The following is an 18,169-nucleotide window of genomic DNA, read 5'->3' on the forward strand; positions in this document are numbered from 1 at the left end:
ATTAGCAGTGTCGATTTTCTGAATTTTCCAACGCAGCCATATAGATTTGAGTCGTTCGCTCGGAAGCGTGGCCCATTCCGGCACTAATGACGGAAATGGGAATATTATGCTTTTGTGCTGCTGTAGCCCAACTATGCCGAGCCACATGTGTCGTCAGGTTTTTACCGATGTTACAGATTGCGGCGATTTCTTTGATGTAACTGTTCATCTTCTGGTTGCTCGGCACGGGCAATAGTTTGCCTTTGACCTGAAGCTCCGGATCGTTCGCATACTTGTCAAGCAGCTTGATCGGATACGGTAATAACGGAATCCGACTCATTACGGCTGTTTTCTCGCGGGGCTTGTGTATCCACTGCGTACCCTGTTCGTCGGTCGAGAGATGCTCGCGGCGCAAATGATCGGTATCGGTGAAGGCCAATCCTGCCAGGCAGCAAAAGACAAACACGTCACGGATGCGGTCGAGCCGATCGTTGGGCATTTGTCTACGGATCAACAGATCGAGCTCCGATTTAGTCAAAGGCGTTTTTACGTTGGTTTTATCGATCTTCATTTTGTAATGCCGGAACGGATTCTTTTCGATCCATTCGTTGCGGATGGCGTAGAGGATTAAAGTTTTTCAGACAGCAAAGCAGGTTCACTGCACCATTGTTATTGCAGTTATGCGCCGTTTGCAGGAAGGTATTGAAACCGTCGATATATTCATAATCCACGAGCGATAGCGGTAAGTCGTCCTTCTCGTACTGTACCCGTGTATACTCCCGCAAGTACCTGAGCAGGCGGTGGTATTTGTTTGCGGTCAGTTGGGTAATGCGGACGCCGACTTCCTTCTGCCGCTTGTCGCAATATTTGGCGAGCTTGGTAAGAAAGGGGCGGGAATCCGCACCGGGACGAAACAGCCGTTCCTTCATGGCAAAGCAGGTCGGCTCTTTGTTTTCTCAGATAAGCTGATCGTATGCCGCGAGGATATTGGCTCGATAGCTGGCAACGATCTGGTTGATCCGCATCGATACCTTGTCGCGGAACGGGATGCGTTCCAGCCGTTGATTCCATTTTTTCGGCTCTACCTGACATTGGGTATAAATCTCGGTGGACTGTCCGTTGGCGGTGATCCGGACGTAGATCGGGGCGACGCCCTTGGTGTTACCTTGGTTTTCTTGCAGAAGAAAACCACGCTGAAAGTCTTTCTTTCCATGACTGCTCGGCTTTAATAGTTATACGTTTGCAGCACAGAAATGTTACTGGTTAAGATGCAGCAATACAGCGAAATAACCCTCAAATCGTGACCTTTTTCCGCTCACGGCCGAGAGGTCGCGAACAAGGTCACGCGAAGCTGCTTTCCATTGCTTTTTCTCTCAGCGGCCCCCCAAATAAAAAATCCTTACATATCATTGATACATAAGGATTTTTCTGTCTTTTGCAGCCTCTTTATCAAGGCTTTAAGAGCGGAAAACGAGAGTCTGACCTACGTCTTCCTTATGTTTTGCTCATCAATGACTTCCCTTTGATTCGCCGGGTTGTTTTTCCAAAATGGGACACCGGCGGGGACATTTTTGCAAACCATTTCCTGATAGGATTTTACCCTCTCGGAAACTGCTTTTCTTCGGTTTACTAATGCAAATATAGTTTTATTTTTTGTGATGTGCTATCAAATCCTGTAAACATTCGTCGTTACTCTTTATGATGTGTGCCCGGAGCAATTTTCTAATCTGACCAATCTGGTAATAATACTTCCCACCCATGCAGGAGTAAGTAATCTTACCGTTTGCTCGCAGTCGTTGCAGTGTTCGTTCGCTGATCTTCAGAAACCGGCAGATATCCTGACTCCCTACCCAATTTTCATCTTCGTTCTCGACAGAGGGCTCCATCGAATAAACGTATTCCGACAACGCCTCCAGTTTATCCATTAGTTGCTTAAAAGCTCTTGATTCAATTGTTATGACCTCCATTTTCTATCCTATAATTAAACGCCCTTAAGGATAGTGTCGATTGATGAAGTAAGGTTAGATGAAGTGGAGAAGAAATTATGATTTCCTTAGTTTTCTTCTTGATAATATATTTTATAAAACTTACGACCATCATTATCAATTCCTTGTTCTATCATATTTCTATCGCCGTGAATGTATATATGAAAATTCTTATCCAGTTTTAGAACACTTTTAAAAGCACGTGCCTGTTTCTTCACGGCTTTAGCTGAAATATCGAATTGATTATTTAATTCAATCTGCTTATTTTCACGATACACATCATCAAATCGCCTGAAAGATTCAATAACTTCGTCGTTTTGAAAAATTGTATTCTCAAAATCAAGCCGATCAAAAGTATCATGAGATTTGAAATAATCTACCGACCTGTTCAACAAATCAATTTGATCAGCTTTGTCTATGTTGTACTCATCCTTTAATAACTCTTTAGAAACAAATTGCTTAGTAATAGTTAAAAATTCATTTGTTTGAAAATAGTCATCGCTCAATGGCTTTACATTTAAAAAAGCATCTTTCCAATAGCGTGTTTCTCCAAACTTATTAGCATTATCTAGAATTAATACTATATAACCATTATCCTGGTTTGCATTAAGAATTAGGCATCCTTTGTCAATTCCTTTCACATCAAAACCATAATCATGGTTTATAAAATAATGGCTATCTTTTCCGTTCATCTTCAAAAAAGGAACAGAAGTCTCGGATTTAAACAATCCTATTGCATCAGTGTAGGTGCCATTATAACACACGTTCCTGAAATACACAACATTAAATTCGCCCTCTTTAATCTTGGGATGTTGAGAATTTTCATATAACAACTTTGCAATACTTTGTGATGTTTCAATAAATGCTAGCTCATGCCGAGCAAATAAATCCGATGCTAATGCATATATTTCATTCATTTCAATGTTTACAGGATGGGTAAATGTAAATAATTCTTCCTGTTTTAATGGTAGAATGAAATATTTTAATAATATTTCTGTAGTTGCCCCATCAATGGCTGATATATCAGAGGATAAAAGGTATCCTTCATCTCTCAATTTATTTCCTATATGGTGAGTAATTATTTTATGAAATTCTATTTCGGTAAAATCGAATGCGGACATATTTATTCCCTTTGTTTCTTTATCTGGTTATACTTTTCCGTTTTAAACTTCTCAAACTCTTGTAGAAGATAAGATCTTATTTTCTCCTTGTTAAGATGTTGATATTCATCTTTAAGGCTTATTGACGATATGTCTATGGAGAACTCTATGTTGTGTAGACGTTTTTTTAAGTATTTACTAAATCCGAATCTTACAATACAACTTCCTTCTGCTACGTGATATGAGAAATCATATCGTGCCTCAATATCAGCCAATTCAACAAATTGATGATTTTCTCTTTCCCTAAGTAGAAAGTTCTCATGAAGATTTTCGCCATCTATATTAAGACTGTTAACATTTCCAGTCATTAATTTATGAACTTCTGCAGGGAGGTCTTTTGTTTTATCAGGAGCAATATCGACATTGGTAAATCGTTGAAATGTAAATACGTCATTTGCTCCTGTAAGACTCATAAAGAAAGAAACTCTCTCTTCATTAGTGAAATTACCATACAAGATTCTTTCTATATCCTTATCTGGTTTAGTGTATTTTTTATCTTTGAATTCTTTTGCTAAATATTTGACGCCAATATCTGCAATATTCATAGTTTCCGGAGATGTATAAATCATTCGAAGATAAGCTTCATCGCCTTCTCCAGTTTTTTCAACTAATATTTCTCCGTCATATTCATTTTTCGTTCTATACCATCCCGAGTTGTAGTTGTTTGTTTCACATTTAAATGTCATTTTAACTTTATTGCGATCTCCATCGACAGTAGCAAAGTTGGTTTGTTTGATGACTTTATAACGAGCACCAGACTCTTCAACCATTTTTTTTAAGTCAATGCTATCCGGAACGATTTCTATCAAATCTCTTCTATCATGCCATTCGATAGTACGAGACTGTATCTTTTGGTTTGCTTCTTTAGTTCTTATGTGTTCTTTTATATACTCAAATTCATTGGGAGAAATGAGCGTCGACAATAAAATTGGATAAGTATCATTTGGTTTACTATTCTCGATGAAGACTCCTTTAAATCTCAGAAAATATTTGATTTTGGACTCATTGAGAGATGGGTGATCCAATACCTCTTGCAATGAGGCTCCATAAGGAACTTGCTTATTAATATCTAATTTTTCCATAGATTTTATCTTAAGAGAGGCTGATTATAATTTACAATATGGAGATTAGTGGTAAATGACGGCTCTTGGAAAATTTGTTTTTTAGCTTCTACTATTGTTTTGTGCTCTGTCTCAAGGTAGTTCGGGAAGCATATTACCGTTGAACCTTGAGTATTACAACCAATCTTATTTGCAATTCCAAAATATTTCATCAAGTCATTTTCATCGAAGTCGTCTATTGTAAACAACATAACCATTGTTTCCTTTTCTTTACTAAGGCGTAGTGGCAAGATGCTGGAATTAATGTATTCAACCGGCATTATTTTCCCATTTCGCAAATTTGTATCAGCCAAGTTCAAGCCATTAATGAAGTAGATGAAGTCAATGTCGTAACCTCTATAAGCAGCTAAAGCATAGCTCATTGCGTTATATAAGAATTCGGCCCTTTTATTATCAACCAAAAATATGCCATCGTGGTTGGTTTCAGTCGTTAATTCAATCTTACCGAGCTTGGTTATAAGGTCTTTATCTCTATCGTTAGAATTATTTAACCAAAACAATACTCCTCGATCAAAACAATTATCTATAAACTCATATCCCTCACAAGTTTTTTGTTTCAATATTGATTTCTTAAATGATTCTATGGCCTTAGCAAGATCTGTATAATAGCTTTTAAATGTGTTTACAATTTGTGCCTGTGATGTAGGGTACGGCGAAGTACTATATTTACACGAGTAAATAACATTTTCAATAGTATTACTAATCATTGGATTATTGTAATGATAATACCCATCAACACCATTTGTTTTCTTTCTGAAGTCAGTATCAATACTGTCGATATCCTCATTCCTCATTATATTTTGCCAGCCAAGCAAACGTAATAAGTCCGCAACAACAGACTCACCAACTTCACCTACTCTTTTAGAATATTCGCCCATATAATTATTTGTTATATTTTAGATCATTGATGCTCCTTACTATTATTATAATGCAGCTATTTACAAATATAGCCAAATACTTTGAAATAATATGAAATAGGCTTACATAATATTAATACACAAGGTCTATCAAAACATATTATTCATCATTAGGCTTATTTTTTCTTTATCTGTTATCCCATAGTAATGCTTGTATATGGCCATTGGTGAATTGCCTGTCATTTCGGCAACTTGGTAGACATGATAGCCTTCATCAAGCATTTTGCAGATGAAACTGCTGCGAGCCGTACTCCAGGTGATGTGATGATTGATGCCGAGCTCGGCACAAATTTTCCGCAACGTTTCGGCAACCATACGGGTTGTGTAATTTACCCTGGTATACATTTTATGCTGCGACATATTCTTTAGCTTGAATATTGGGAACAAGTAGTTCATATAGGCGAGTGGTTTGTATTTCTCGATTAACGCCAACGCTTTCTCTGTCAAAATAACCCTGCATATCTTATCAGTTTTAATACGTTCATACTTAAGGCTGTCGCCGTTAATCATATGCCGTTCGAGATAACAGATGTCTATTCCCGACATTCCACCGGCATAGTAACTGAACAGGAACAGATCGAGATAAAGGTGTTCGCATTTCTTCAAAATGCTTCTATCGACTTGCTCTATCTTCATTATTATTTCATGCGAAACGGCTTTGGTCACGACCGGCGATTCTTTCATGTAAGTTTTAAACTTATCGAATGCTCCCAAATTCACGTTGTATAATTTTTTCTTCTGGGCGTATTCAACGATCTTATAGAGCATATGAAGTTTATAAAACACTCCACCCCGATTTCCATTCTTTGCTCCTTCGCGTTTTGAATAGATGATAAAATCTTCAATAAATTTTTCGGTAATATCCCGGAATAAATAATTTAAAAATGTCTTTCGATATTTTGACAGTGTAAAGCGTTCCAGGCAATTGTGCAGATATTGAAATGTTCTTGCGTTACGTCGGTTGTCAAATTCCCTTCCGTTGCGGATTCTTGTTTGTTCTGCAGTCTCTTTTTCGATTTGTTTTATAATCTCACTTACGGAAGTGTATTTATCCAATACTCCGTTCTTTTTATCGAAGCAATGTGCAAGTTCGATAGGAATCCAATTCTTTCCGGAGTATTCCCATTTCTCGGCAATCTTTAGATATTTCAGTTTCTCCTTTTGAAGTAACCTGTTTTTGGAAATGTTCTCCGCCGAGTTTGGAACAAAGCATTGTTTGTCTTTCTGCCAATCTGAATATGGCCCCGTTATGTAGAGAACTTTCGGAACTCGCGGATAACCTGTTTTGTAAAACACAATCGTTAGTTTAACCAGTTCGATGTCTTGGAGATTGCGTTCTCCCTTGATGATAATTGAAAACATAATGATCGAATTTTTGATTTAGGATTAATACCGAAACCAAAAATCCGGAGAAAAATACAATGATAAAAGGACTAATGCTGATAATGGATAAATTTGTAAGTGATTGGTGATTAATTAGGAATTACAAAAGTTGAATGATCGTATTTTCTCAAAAAAAGTTTGTATTTTTGAAAAAGAATGACCAAAAACGACCAAGATTGTGTACATTTTTCATGGAAGTCAGCTGCCAAAAAACACGGAGTGCGGATTTTAGTAACATGCTGGCTAACAGCACACAAAGCCGATTATTGCTAACAACTTGATAATTAAGTATTAAGTCGTATTAAGTAACATTAATCCATAAGAGTTAGATTAGAATTATAAAAGCATTAAGGCCAAATACTTAAAGTTTGTCTCACATACGAGCCAAAAATATTCCCTATCAGCATTGATTGTTTTCGCCTTGGTTCTAAATAATTAATCATCAATTGCCAAAGCTTTCTTGGTAATTATGAGTGCTATCAATATACAAAACATGTAAGACTACATCACGGGTTGCATTGCCTTTTAAAACGGTGAATGCTATCTGGAAAAGATTCGAGGATTTAATATCAAAATACCGGAGATTGAAAAACGAAAAATCAAAAAGAACTAAACGAGTTCTTGTGTTTAATGAATGGAGAAGACTAACCGGACTTTGTAGATCAGCCAAAACTCTTGCTGAGCTTTTGCATGTTACCCCTCAAGCTATATCAAAGTGTTGTTCTGGCAGGAGTATCATGTGTAAAGGTGTATATTTAAGATATCTGCATCCGGATATGGAGGTAAACATAGATGACTGGTTTGAATATCTTGATCTAATCCAGTATGATAAGATGTGTGGAGAGGAACATTTTTATTTCAAATACAGTAAGTCCAGAAAGAGAGATAAACTGACTGCCAATCAAATTAGATCATTGGAAAGTTCAATAAAAAATAAAGCCTTGGCTCGACTAAATGAGTTTTACCCGCATAATTTAAGAGTAATTGCTAACAACGGGTGGTTCATGGAAATGGATTCAAATCGATATTTCCCGGAAATACTTGAAACAAATGTGGATGGAGAAAGTATAAACGCACTTGACATAGAAATAGCGAACTATTACGAAACAAATCTCAAAGAAATCATCAAAGAACTTTGTGAAAGACACCCCAAAAGAAAAAATCTTATTTCAACACAAATAATGAGCAGCTATAAAAGAGGCCATTATGAATTAGCAATTATAGGAATTTTAGTACAAGTCGATTGGATTTGCAAAGATAATCTTAACAAACACTTTTTCCTCAAAAGAAAGAATGAGAACAAGGAGTATATTCCAAGTATAGTCAATGATTTACTTGATGTGCAGGATGATTATTTTAAGGTATTCATAACGCCGATTTTACATGACTGTCCTATTTTCGTGCATTATTCTCGACTTCGCACATATCCATCTGATTTGAACAGACATGAGATTATTCATGGAACAGATATTGACTTTGGAAATAAGGTAAATTTTCTGAAAAGTTTATCATTGTTGAAATATGTATCGGATATTCTCTATTTTTCTGAATTATGTAAAAAGAATAGAAGGCCACTCGAGAAGTATATCTACCCTAAAAGTGATTGGGTTTAGAATTGGTTTAGTGATTCTAAAAAATAGCAACGGCAAAGAAATATAAGATTTCTTTGCCGTTGCTATTAAAAACTTAGTTTATAAATTCGCACAGAATTTTGTATCTAGTAATTTTTCTGCCAATTTATCCATCTCATTACTCACCGTCTTATCGACGATACGAGCATAGATTTGTGTCGTACTGAGTTTCGTATGACCGAGCATTTTGCTGATGGATTCAATGGAGACACCATTGGCATAAGTAACGGTAGTGGCGAATGTGTGCCGGGCAAGGTGCGAGGTGACGCGTTTCTCGATTCCACAGATTGAGGCGATCTCCTTGAGGTATAGATTGTATTTCGCATTGCTCATTACAGGCAGTAGGAAGTTGCCGTCCCGCCTGAGTTCGTACTTCTTCAGTATGAATAATGGAATGTCGAGCAGTTTTACTTTCGATGGAGTCCCGGTCTTGATACGGTGAGTTTCGATCCACAGAGAACCTTCGTCATCCGTAACGATATTCTTTCCCGCCAGGGCAGCAGTCGTGGAATAATCAAAGCCAGTAAAGCAACAGAACAGAAATATATCGCGGACTTTTTCGAGACGTTTATTGTCGGGTTTGAAATCGATAATCTTTTCCAGTTCAGACTTCGTGAGGTAGCCGCGGTCTTTCTTGACCTTTTTAAGTTTGTGGTTGCAGAACGGATCTTTGGGCATTTGGCCGTTCTTGAAACACATGGTTGTGATGCGCTTGAAAATCCGCATCAACTTCTCCGATGAGTTGGTATCGAGTTTATATTCGATTTTCAAATAAGCTTCGAAGTCCATCACAAAATTGCGATCCACCTGGCAAAGCAGGATGTCATTTTTCCGCATCTTGACTTTTATGAACTCTTTGAGTCGCCGGTAGGTCAGGTCATATTTGTTGAATGTAGACTGGGCCAGGTCAATGCCGATAAGTTTTTCTTGCCGGTCGTTGAATTCCTCGAACACAGTAAGGAGGGTGTTGTTCTTGACATCCGTGCCGAGGAAAGCATCACGCACCATCGTTGCCGTTACCACTTCATTAGCTTCGCAGAGACGGTGGTAATGGGTTATCATCTGACCTTTGATGCTGTCGAGATAGCGGTTGAGTTGAAGAGCTTCTTTAGTCTGGCCTTTTGCTCTGCCAGATTTTGGATCCCAGATTTTTCCAGACACCTCGCTTTTGAGGCTAAACTTCACACGCTCGCCATCAATGGTAATTCGGACGCAGAGCGGTACTTGGCCATTTTCTTTCTGTAACTCCCACCTCGCAAGGAATAGGATTCTGAATGTGCTTTTCATAATTGTTTACCTGTCTTTAATTTAAGATTAGGTAAACCGAATCGAAACAGTTTACTCTTGGCAATGGACTATCTCTCAGTGAGTAACAAGCACAAGTGTCCCACCTGTTATCTCCAAAGTGTCCCACTTTTAGGTTCACTCCGCAGAGTGGGACACTTTCGGGACACTAACCTGTCCGGAAATGGCTTTTCGGTGTCCTGTGATGTCTGGGGAGAAGGCATGAAAAAACCCTCTGAAACATCGTTTCAAAGGGTTTGTCTTGATTTTGTCCTGTTGTTGCTTTGGACTCTGAGCGGAAAACGAGACTCGAACTCGCGACCCCAACCTTGGCAAGGTTGTGCTCTACATTTTCTGAGACCTCATTCCGAGATAGTTAGCAGTCCTTTGTGACCGTTTTTACTTTATATGTAAAACATTCCGTAAAACACGAATGACTGAAAGTATCGTTTGCGGGTTAAACTATGTTGTTCTTTATCTGAAGGTTTGGTCAGATTTTTGTCTAAATCGATTTGCATACGAGCGGCACGAGGATATCCCGGATATTTTCGTAACTCAAACGGTGTTCCCCATCGAATGTCATGCAGTTGCGATAATGTTGCAAATACTCTTCCCTGCAATTTACGACCGTATCGTGTGCGCCGAACAACGCCCATGTTTTTTCAACGGCTTCATCGGTCACTCCGTCGAACTGACGGTGTTCCGTCTCTTCATAACGATCGCAGAGTGCGGAGGTAATCGTGTAAGTCGTCGCGCCGTCCTTACGCGGATTCAGGAACGGACAAATACCTATCTGTTTCCGCATTGTGCGTGAAACATGAAACGCGGGATTGACGATGATTTTCTTGCAGTCGTAGAGTTGCTGTGCGAACATCCCGCCCATTGACGTACCGATAACCATGTCGGGGTGTTCTGATGCGACAAGCGTGTGCAACATTTCCAAAACCTCATCGGGATCTATCGGTAAATCGGGTGCGATTACCCGTGTTTCGGGTAACAAGTCTTGTAAATGTCTTACCGTTCCCGATTCGCCCGACGAAGATAAACCGTGTATGTAAAGTATTGTTTTCATTACCATAAAGATAGCGAAAACAATCGGCTTATCAAAACGAATTATTCGTTTATCTTGTTGATAGTTAATGGAGTTAAGTATTTATAGAGAACATATATTTTCGGTTCGATATCAGGCATGAGTCCCGAACATAAGTTTACCGAAAATGACTAACTCGATTAACTCTGAAGCTTTTGAAATAGAAAAATCGAGCAAATTATTGCATTTTTATTTGTGCGACAAGTATGTATTAATAATTTAATTAGCTGATTTAAAGGCGCTTAATCAATGAATTGATGCGCTACATAAGAAGATGACGGCGATTTTCAATATGTTCTCGTAAGAACAACTGGAGGTCTATGCATTGATCGACCGCTCATTTCTCTATGAGAAAGTCAAGCGGATGTACAAACGGTCGTATCGAGAGAGTTTGAATAGATTACGAAGGATCGATAACCTTAACTTTGCAAAAGCGAGTCGCAATATGCGGTCTTTGATTATGTAATCGGAAAAATATTGTGAGCTTGGTGTATTTCTTCTATCAGTTTGTTCAAACGAGTATTCCTATCCTCTTTATTTTGAATCTCGCATTGCCAAACAATAATTACATTCCAACCGCTTACTTGTAATTCAGAGATATGTCGGACATCTCGTTCAATATTTTTCCCGATTTTCTCTTGCCAAAATTCATAATTTGTTTTCGGCAATGCACCTCGTTTACAGGAGTGTCCATGCCAAAAACAACCGTGAATAAATACTGCTGTTTTATACTTAGGAAGTACAATATCAGGTTTTCCGGGCAAGCCCTTTACGTTTTTTCTAAACCGTAATCCTTTTGAAAACAAAAATTTCCGTACTAAAATCTCCGGTACTGTTTCCTTCCCGGTGATTTTAGACATTATATCGGAACGTTTAGATTTAGGGTAGATGTCGGACATAATTCCTCCTCATCCAGATTATAAGTGAGGTAAGTCAACACCTATTCGCATCGCATTAGAAAATACTAAATTCGCTAATCGCTGAGTAAATGTACCTTTCTGATTTCCCCAAAAAGTAGCACGTATTTTGTTCCTTTTTATTTGGAAATTTATTCCGGACTTAGGATTAAATATATTGTTGTCACCAATATCTATTGTAAGAAATTTCTTCTCCCAACAAATTATTTTATTTTCATCAACAAAGGTGTATTGGTCTTTTTCTGTTTGTTTAAGAGCTGACTTTATATCTTTGGAAGCAACCTCTTTACCTATTACAAAAGCAAAATTCTTATTCACTTTATGTGGCCTTAAACAATCACATTGCTGTGTTATGCATATAAGATATTTGTAGTCGTCTTTATTTTTTTTAATCTCACCGTTTATTTCCTCATAATGAGGGAGTGCTTTTTCTAAGCAGAAAACATCACCGAATCTTATCTTTCTTTTATCTATCGTCTTTGTGTTTTTAGAGAAAGTAAGAAAGTGATTCAATTTCATTAAATGCTCTTCCTCTGGAGCAGTATCATAAGTAGAAATATCGGGAGCCAGTAATCTTACGGATTCTATATCTTCTTTGACTTTATAAGTTATTTGACTATTCCAGCAAGACAAAATGAAATTATAAAATTCCTCATATTGAGTCTGTTGTTCGTAATTTTTAGCATGATGTATCAGGGCAGCTTCATTGATTCCCATAAAACCTCGCCCGAATGCATTAATGCTTTTACGATAGAACTGTTTTAGTTCTAATGATATAAGTGCAGAGAACTTATTAGGCACACTTTCTATTATTTTACTTATAACAGAATATAATTCAGTAGGTTTTATTAACTTTTTATCATCATCTCCATCTTTAGCTTTACTTATAATCGTAATTAAGGAATTATTAATCATTAAAGTATGAAATGGAACATCCGAGATTGGAACAACTTCTACATCATAAGAAATCTCACGAAATTCCATTTCCGAATCGGAACAATAACACTCTAACCATTCAAAAATATCAAATCCGCCCAATAAACTATCTCGTTTTAGATTTACATTTCGACAAAAGTCACTGAATTTTAGATTATCATTTAACCCGTCCTTAATTTCTTTGGAAATGGCCCCTTTCAACCCTCTTCTCTTATCGGTATTTAAGGTATAACCTTTTATGTTTTTGTTAATTATATCTTCTACCTCTGCGTCATTCTCAAAATCATCTTCGATAGAGCGCAACTCTTCCAAGCCTGCGAGAATTTGTTCTTTTTGAAAATTGGCATATTTGAAATATGAGAATATTTTCAATGCGATAGATTCGGTATCTTCAGCATGAGTATATATAGTTATAAATTGTATATGGTTCTCGTCTATCGCTTCCGACAAAATAGGCAGAGCATCTTTATATTTACATGGAGATCCTTCATTTAGTTCCCAGTCTAAAATCAGCAAATCTTTGTTACCTAACAAGTATTTTTTATCATCATTGAATTTTTCAATGGTAACAAATTTATAGATGTCAAGATCACAATCGCCATCTTTCCGAAAAGAATCATAAAGAGACTTAGTGTCTTCAAGTTTATCACCTTCTTGGACGATTTCGTAAGGGGTGACAAATTTGTCATCAATGCAAACGGCAGAAATTATTGAGTTGCGAATAATATCCTGATATGGTGAAGTTGAAGCTGTCATATTTTACGAATTAATTTCATGAGGTTTAATTACAAAGCACGCTCCTTTCAGCAAATTGTAATCTTTATCATTTGTCGCACAAATATCGTATCCGATAGAAGATAAATTCGTCTTTGCCAAATAAAGACCAATACCTCTACCGTCTTTCTTTCTTGTAAAGAACAGAATAAAAATATCTTCTAAGTATCGGTCTTCTATTTTTTCACCATTATTGAGAATTAGAATTTCATCTCCTTTACATGTAATATGAATTCTTCTATTCTCTACCGGAATCAACCAATAGATAGCATTATTGACGATATTGATGAATACCGGTTTTATAATCGACTCAAATGTAAAGAACTCATATTTTTTGAATGACTCATCCACCGTTAATTCTATGTTGTTTCGACTAAATATAGTAGCAAAGAAATCCCGCAAATTATTTTCAATATCAGATCCGGTAATAATAGTTCGTTGTCTTCTCGTTGTTCGATACAACGGTTTCAGCAGCTTATGATTCCCTTCAAGATGCTGGAATGACATCTTTAGTTGATTAAAGTTATATTCAAGCTGTGGATTTTGTTTTGAATATTGTTTGAAAAAATTTATAGCATCCGCCATTTTTGAATACATCACATTGAATTGGTGGTCGATTATTTCAATTGACATTCCTAATTGAGCCAATTCATTTGTTTGATTCAAGCGTTCTTCTATCTTTTTTTGCTGTTCTTTATACCATCCGACTAAATAATCATCATCAATTTCAAATGTAAGTCCTTCAAGATGAGATATAAATGGCGCAAATTTGCCTTCAATCTGATCTTTCGTCTCTTCGGCTAAACGAGTCAAGATAGAAATTGCATGATCCAGATCTTCTTTTGTATTTAAAGATTCGATATCCGTATTTTGCATCTCTTGTTTAAATGCATTAACATAGGATATCTGTTCTGATTTAAAATCATTATCAAATTTATCCGCAAATTCCGAGAATCGTTTTTTATAACTATTTACTAAGCCTGATATCTCCCGCACATTACTTTCATAACGCTTAATATATTCAAGTTTCAAATTTTGAATATCAAAACGCTTTCGGGTTTCACCTATCAAACTATCGCAAGATGATGTTACCGCATAAACACGATTGAAAGATTCTTGATAATATGCGTATTTTTTTTCTTGACTCGAGGAAAGACTTATCCTCTTAGGTTTTATCAATTTTAACTCACGTAACTTGGTTTTTTTTGACTCTAATTCTGAAACAATTTTATTGTACTCATTATAGGCTAACTCTACCTTTTGGGTCTCTTCCTTCAGTTTAATGTACAAGTCATTTATTTCATCCTCTAAAGATTCTATCTCTTGTTGATTGTTTTTGAGATCATTCGTAAACTTAGCTTTAGTTAATTTCCCTCTTTTCTTCTCCGCTTCAAGAATACGTTCTTTCTGTCTCTGAATTTCTGCCAATTGCTCATTTCGAGGGTTTGTTTCATCAGTTGTTTTGTCAATACTCTTAAAATAGGTCAAAGACAAATCAGTAAAGAATTGAATCAAGTCATCTTGAAATTCCCTATATGCTTTATTCGCTATAAACCCTTCTCTACCAGCCTTGTCTGTCAAGCTGCGGTTTTTCTCCCGGCTAATATCTATGTAACCATACATATTACGATGGCTAAAGAAATAATATCCGGCTCCCTTTGAGCGCCTTTCTTCAAATCCTAGAAAATCATAATCCGTTCTTCCATAAGGAAGCACACGAAACCCGTCTCTGTAAATGTATAATCCTCCGAAATTCTCGGTTTTTTTGCCAATGTAGTCCCATTGTTCTGCACTCAATTTGGAGTTTTTGAGGGTTCCTTCATTGAAGCTTAATTCAATATTAAATGAGCCATACGGAGTTTTTCCGGGAGGACGGATAGGTTTAAACGTATGTTGGAAGATTTGATTAAAGACCCGAACCTCCCCAGTAAAAAATCCGTTCTCATCAAATGCACCTTTGAACCAATGGTCTGATATTTTCAAATCTTCAGGGGTAAAAAACTCATCAAGAATATTATATTTACCAACAGAATCATAAATGTAAAATTCAGTATGGAATTCGCTGCTACCTTTAAAAATATTATACAGACCACTAAGAGACTTCCGGAATTCAAGCAATGTCTTGTCGTTTGTTAATTCGACATTCCCACTATCACTAAGTTCAAAAAGCTGTTCATGCGGGTTAAAGATTAGAAACATAGTTCCGTGTGTTTCTTCTTCTGTCAACTTAGAAACTATATCTTGGATAAAAAATTCCGGCACATACGTTTTTGTAACATCAGATAAAATGATTTCTCTGGTATCAATTTGGTCTTTCCACTGGTACTTCCAATTATCTGTTGTCAGATTCTTTGCAAAATCGTTTTTTAATTTCTGAAATTTATCCTCAAAATCCTGAATAGAATCGAACTCACTTAAGGGAATATCTATGTCATCAACAAACAGGTTATAGTTTTCCAAAATACGCCAGTCAATAAAAAGCATTTGACATGATTCGTTTTTTTTCTTGGTCAGCATTAGCATCGGACTACCTAAGTAAGCAACCGAAAGGCGTCCTATTCCTTTCTCTCCCATGGGAATTCTCGGCCGTTTACCAAACCTTTCATCTTGTGTCAAATGAGAAATTCCACGTGCCTTAGAGTCTGTCCCGAGAACAATCCATTTATCCAAAATGTCTTTCCCAGACATTCCGAAACCGTCATCCGAAAGAATAAAAAAAGGAGAATTTAAACCTTTATAGCCGGGAAGATATAGCTCACATTTCAAAGTGTCGGCATAAGCATCATATCCGTTCTTCCATAGTTCCGATATAGCAGTTGGTAAATCGGCTATTTGTCCTTTACCTAACAACTCCACAGCTCTCGCTTTCGTTCTAAATTGAGCCATAATTATCTCGTTTTGTGAGTTTCTATTAATTTACTTCCGATAAGAGCTGCAAATTGTGGAGGAACTGCATTGCCTATCATCTTTGCAATCACTCCCTGACTCTCAGAATAGAATACATAATCTTCCGGGAAACTTTGCAACATCGCTCCTTCACGTAAAGAGATTGCTCGTAACTGTTCCGGATGCCCATATCGACCATTAGAAATACTACAAAACCGAGTGGTTATAGTGGGTGATGGTCTATCCCAATGCATTCTCCCATAAACATCCGTATGCCCTTCATGACTTTTATAACACTCAAGTTGGAGATCGTCATCCCAAGATTCTCGACTACCCCCATTTAACGGAACTTGTTGCAGCCTCTTTTTATTAATTACGGACAAATCTGCGGAAGTATGAATAAAAGAGCTTTTATCTTTATATCCTGCTAATATCGGATAAAACTTGGAATAATCCCCGATAGCATCTCTCACTGTTTTGATATTCTTTTTATTTTCCTTCGGTAGGCTTATCGTCTGTTTAATTCGAGTAGCGATTAATACATATCTGCGCCTATTTTGAGGCACTCCGAAGTACTTTGCATTAATTATGTTCTCATCAAACACATAGCCGCTTTCGGTTAGAAACGCTTTAAATTTCCCTAAAGGACTATCCGGATCTTTTTGCAATCCGGGTACATTTTCTATAAAAATATATCCGGGTCTATAGTAATCAACGAATCCTTGAAAATCATCCAGCAATAATCTTGTTTCACTTGATTTGGTCTTATCCGTGTTCATATTAGAATAGTATTGACACGGGCTACAACCCACAAATATTAAATTGGATTGGTTTCTTCGAATATTAAAGATTTTAGTTAATGACTTTATGTCTAAACTTGAGACATCCGCACATAGATATTTGGCGTCATTATTTTTCTCATATGTAATTTGACAATTAGGATCAATGTCTATCCCTCCCAGCACATTTATGCCTGCTTCTTTAAAACCGCAGGTAACGCCACCCGCGGAACAAAAGAAATCAACCGCTTTTAATGTTCTTTTATTTTTCATTTGTGGGATAAAATAAGTCTCTTAAATCTACCTCCAATACGTTTGATATTTCAATAAACGTATCAATAGTCGGCTGCTTTTCATTGGTGCACCAACGAGATACCGTTGATTCGGTTCGTCCCAATTGTGCTGCCAGCCATTTGTTGGTTAATCTTTTCTCTGCAAGAATAACCTTAATCCGATTGATTGCTTTTTCAGACATATTAATTGTTCTAACGTGCAAATTTATTGTTTCCTTATGACTTGTGCAAGGATTGTGAGGATAACTTATCAACAATCAGATGAATTACTATTTCTCCTCCGTCAACCAATGACATAGTATCGGATCATTTTTGATCCGTTCCGGTTCGTCCTCGACGATCTGACGGGTTTCGGCTTTGATGCGGTCGTAATTCTCCTGCATCCTGTCCACGCCGTCCTCGTCCACAAAATTGGTGATGACGGGTATTTTTTGTAGTTAACGGGTTTCCGCTTTACCCGTTCGTTATCCGCCACAATTTCAGCATGAAAAATTTTCTGCTCGATGCGCTCATCGAAGTTGTCGGTAATCGCACCCACGAACATACCCTATGTGAGCGTTGATATTTTGCTGACGGGTATCAAGTATGAGTGTTAACTTGACTGGAATGAGATGTTTTTCGTTGCATATTCTTATATTGCCTTTTCAATGGCCGTGCGTTCGTTAATAATTTGACAGTCATTTGAATATGACTATTACTATTACATCACCTTCCCAATATCGAAGAATCGTTTTTTGAACCGTTCGATGTCGAAGTTTTCCGGCAAAGAAAAGGTCGTCATCGCTTCGGTCTCGCCCACTCCGGTAATGTATTCTATGGCAAAGATTAACACTCGATCGTCCTCCGTAGATGCGAGCAGATACCGATCGCTATCGTGCTCTTTGATGCAGATCGGGGCGACCCTGTAATACATGTTTTCCCCGTTCGCATCGAGGTATATCAACTCCATGACATGCCTTTCCCGGATGAATTCTTCTATTTCCGCCATTATCCGGCGAACGTATTTCGTCTGTCTGTCGTCTTTCATCATTATT

General features: G+C 37.3%; 17 protein-coding genes, 1 tRNA gene and 1 pseudogene. 1 reads left to right on the forward strand and 18 read right to left on the reverse strand.

Annotation, left to right across the window (positions count from 1 at the left end; genetic code table 11):
- Position 1 precedes the first annotated feature (1 nt).
- The 8 genes from GFH31_RS12900 to GFH31_RS10070 form a co-directional block, all read right to left on the reverse strand.
- A complete protein-coding gene (locus GFH31_RS12900; RefSeq protein WP_228385756.1) occupies positions 2-550 on the reverse strand; it encodes a site-specific integrase in 549 nt (182 codons plus the stop codon).
- Positions 537-908 (reverse strand): phage integrase SAM-like domain-containing protein, encoded by a 372-nt coding sequence (locus tag GFH31_RS12905; RefSeq protein WP_228385757.1) that lies wholly within the window; start codon positions 906-908, stop codon positions 537-539. The genes GFH31_RS12900 and GFH31_RS12905 overlap by 14 nt, the downstream gene beginning before the upstream one ends.
- 27 nt (positions 909-935) lie before the next feature.
- Positions 936-1,160 (reverse strand): Arm DNA-binding domain-containing protein, encoded by a 225-nt coding sequence (locus GFH31_RS12910; RefSeq protein ID WP_228385828.1) that lies wholly within the window; start codon positions 1,158-1,160, stop codon positions 936-938.
- Positions 1,161-1,625: 465 nt separating this feature from the next.
- Positions 1,626-1,946, reverse strand: coding sequence for a helix-turn-helix domain-containing protein (locus tag GFH31_RS10050; protein ID WP_153497842.1), 321 nt, complete (start codon positions 1,944-1,946; stop codon positions 1,626-1,628).
- Positions 1,947-2,032: 86 nt separating this feature from the next.
- The gene (locus tag GFH31_RS10055) at positions 2,033-3,085 is read right to left on the reverse strand and encodes a nucleoid-associated protein (RefSeq protein WP_153497843.1); all 1,053 of its coding nucleotides are present in this window, start codon (positions 3,083-3,085) and stop codon (positions 2,033-2,035) included.
- A 2-nt stretch (positions 3,086-3,087) separates the two neighbouring features.
- Entirely contained in the window at positions 3,088-4,206 is a 1,119-nt protein-coding gene (locus tag GFH31_RS10060) for a hypothetical protein (protein ID WP_153497844.1), read from the reverse strand.
- A 5-nt stretch (positions 4,207-4,211) separates the two neighbouring features.
- Positions 4,212-5,123, reverse strand: a complete 912-nt coding sequence (locus GFH31_RS10065) for a hypothetical protein (protein WP_153497845.1) — start codon at positions 5,121-5,123, stop codon at positions 4,212-4,214.
- Positions 5,124-5,252: 129 nt separating this feature from the next.
- A complete protein-coding gene (locus GFH31_RS10070; RefSeq protein WP_153497846.1) occupies positions 5,253-6,524 on the reverse strand; it encodes a phage integrase SAM-like domain-containing protein in 1,272 nt (423 codons plus the stop codon).
- Positions 6,525-7,078: 554 nt separating this feature from the next.
- On the opposite strand from GFH31_RS10070, the gene GFH31_RS10075 reads away from it, so the two are divergent.
- Positions 7,079-8,158 (forward strand): hypothetical protein, encoded by a 1,080-nt coding sequence (locus GFH31_RS10075; protein ID WP_153497847.1) that lies wholly within the window; start codon positions 7,079-7,081, stop codon positions 8,156-8,158.
- Positions 8,159-8,236: 78 nt separating this feature from the next.
- Here the strand turns inward: GFH31_RS10075 and GFH31_RS10080 are convergent, their stop codons facing one another.
- The 10 genes and pseudogenes from GFH31_RS10080 to GFH31_RS10125 all read right to left on the reverse strand — a co-directional run bounded on the left by GFH31_RS10080 (position 8,237) and on the right by GFH31_RS10125 (position 18,162).
- Positions 8,237-9,463: a site-specific integrase gene (locus GFH31_RS10080; protein WP_153497848.1), complete on the reverse strand. Its 1,227-nt coding sequence runs from the start codon at positions 9,461-9,463 to the stop codon at positions 8,237-8,239.
- 293 nt (positions 9,464-9,756) lie between these two features.
- Positions 9,757-9,829: transfer RNA gene (locus GFH31_RS10085), tRNA-Gly, on the reverse strand.
- Between the two features lie 133 nt (positions 9,830-9,962).
- Positions 9,963-10,538: a YqiA/YcfP family alpha/beta fold hydrolase gene (locus tag GFH31_RS10090; RefSeq protein ID WP_153497849.1), complete on the reverse strand. Its 576-nt coding sequence runs from the start codon at positions 10,536-10,538 to the stop codon at positions 9,963-9,965.
- A gap of 470 nt (positions 10,539-11,008) precedes the next feature.
- Positions 11,009-11,449, reverse strand: a complete 441-nt coding sequence (locus tag GFH31_RS10095; protein ID WP_153497850.1) for a very short patch repair endonuclease — start codon at positions 11,447-11,449, stop codon at positions 11,009-11,011.
- Positions 11,450-11,467: 18 nt separating this feature from the next.
- Positions 11,468-13,159, reverse strand: coding sequence for a response regulator receiver domain (locus GFH31_RS10100; RefSeq protein WP_153497851.1), 1,692 nt, complete (start codon positions 13,157-13,159; stop codon positions 11,468-11,470).
- Between the two features lie 3 nt (positions 13,160-13,162).
- Entirely contained in the window at positions 13,163-16,063 is a 2,901-nt protein-coding gene (locus GFH31_RS10105; protein WP_153497852.1) for an ATP-binding protein, read from the reverse strand.
- Between the two features lie 2 nt (positions 16,064-16,065).
- Positions 16,066-17,115, reverse strand: coding sequence for a DNA cytosine methyltransferase (locus GFH31_RS10110; protein WP_153497853.1), 1,050 nt, complete (start codon positions 17,113-17,115; stop codon positions 16,066-16,068).
- Positions 17,105-17,317 (reverse strand): helix-turn-helix transcriptional regulator, encoded by a 213-nt coding sequence (locus GFH31_RS10115; protein ID WP_153497854.1) that lies wholly within the window; start codon positions 17,315-17,317, stop codon positions 17,105-17,107. The genes GFH31_RS10110 and GFH31_RS10115 overlap by 11 nt, the downstream gene beginning before the upstream one ends.
- Before the next feature lie 87 nt (positions 17,318-17,404).
- Positions 17,405-17,718, reverse strand: a pseudogene (locus tag GFH31_RS10120) (conjugal transfer protein TraG); the annotation flags it as partial.
- A gap of 117 nt (positions 17,719-17,835) precedes the next feature.
- On the reverse strand, positions 17,836-18,162 hold the full coding sequence (locus GFH31_RS10125) for a WYL domain-containing protein (protein ID WP_172970741.1): 327 nt from the start codon (positions 18,160-18,162) through the stop codon (positions 17,836-17,838).
- Positions 18,163-18,169 lie beyond the last annotated feature (7 nt).

The sequence above is a fragment of the Alistipes sp. dk3624 genome, from assembly GCF_009557455.1.
Lineage (GTDB): Bacteria > Bacteroidota > Bacteroidia > Bacteroidales > Rikenellaceae > Alistipes_A > Alistipes_A hominis.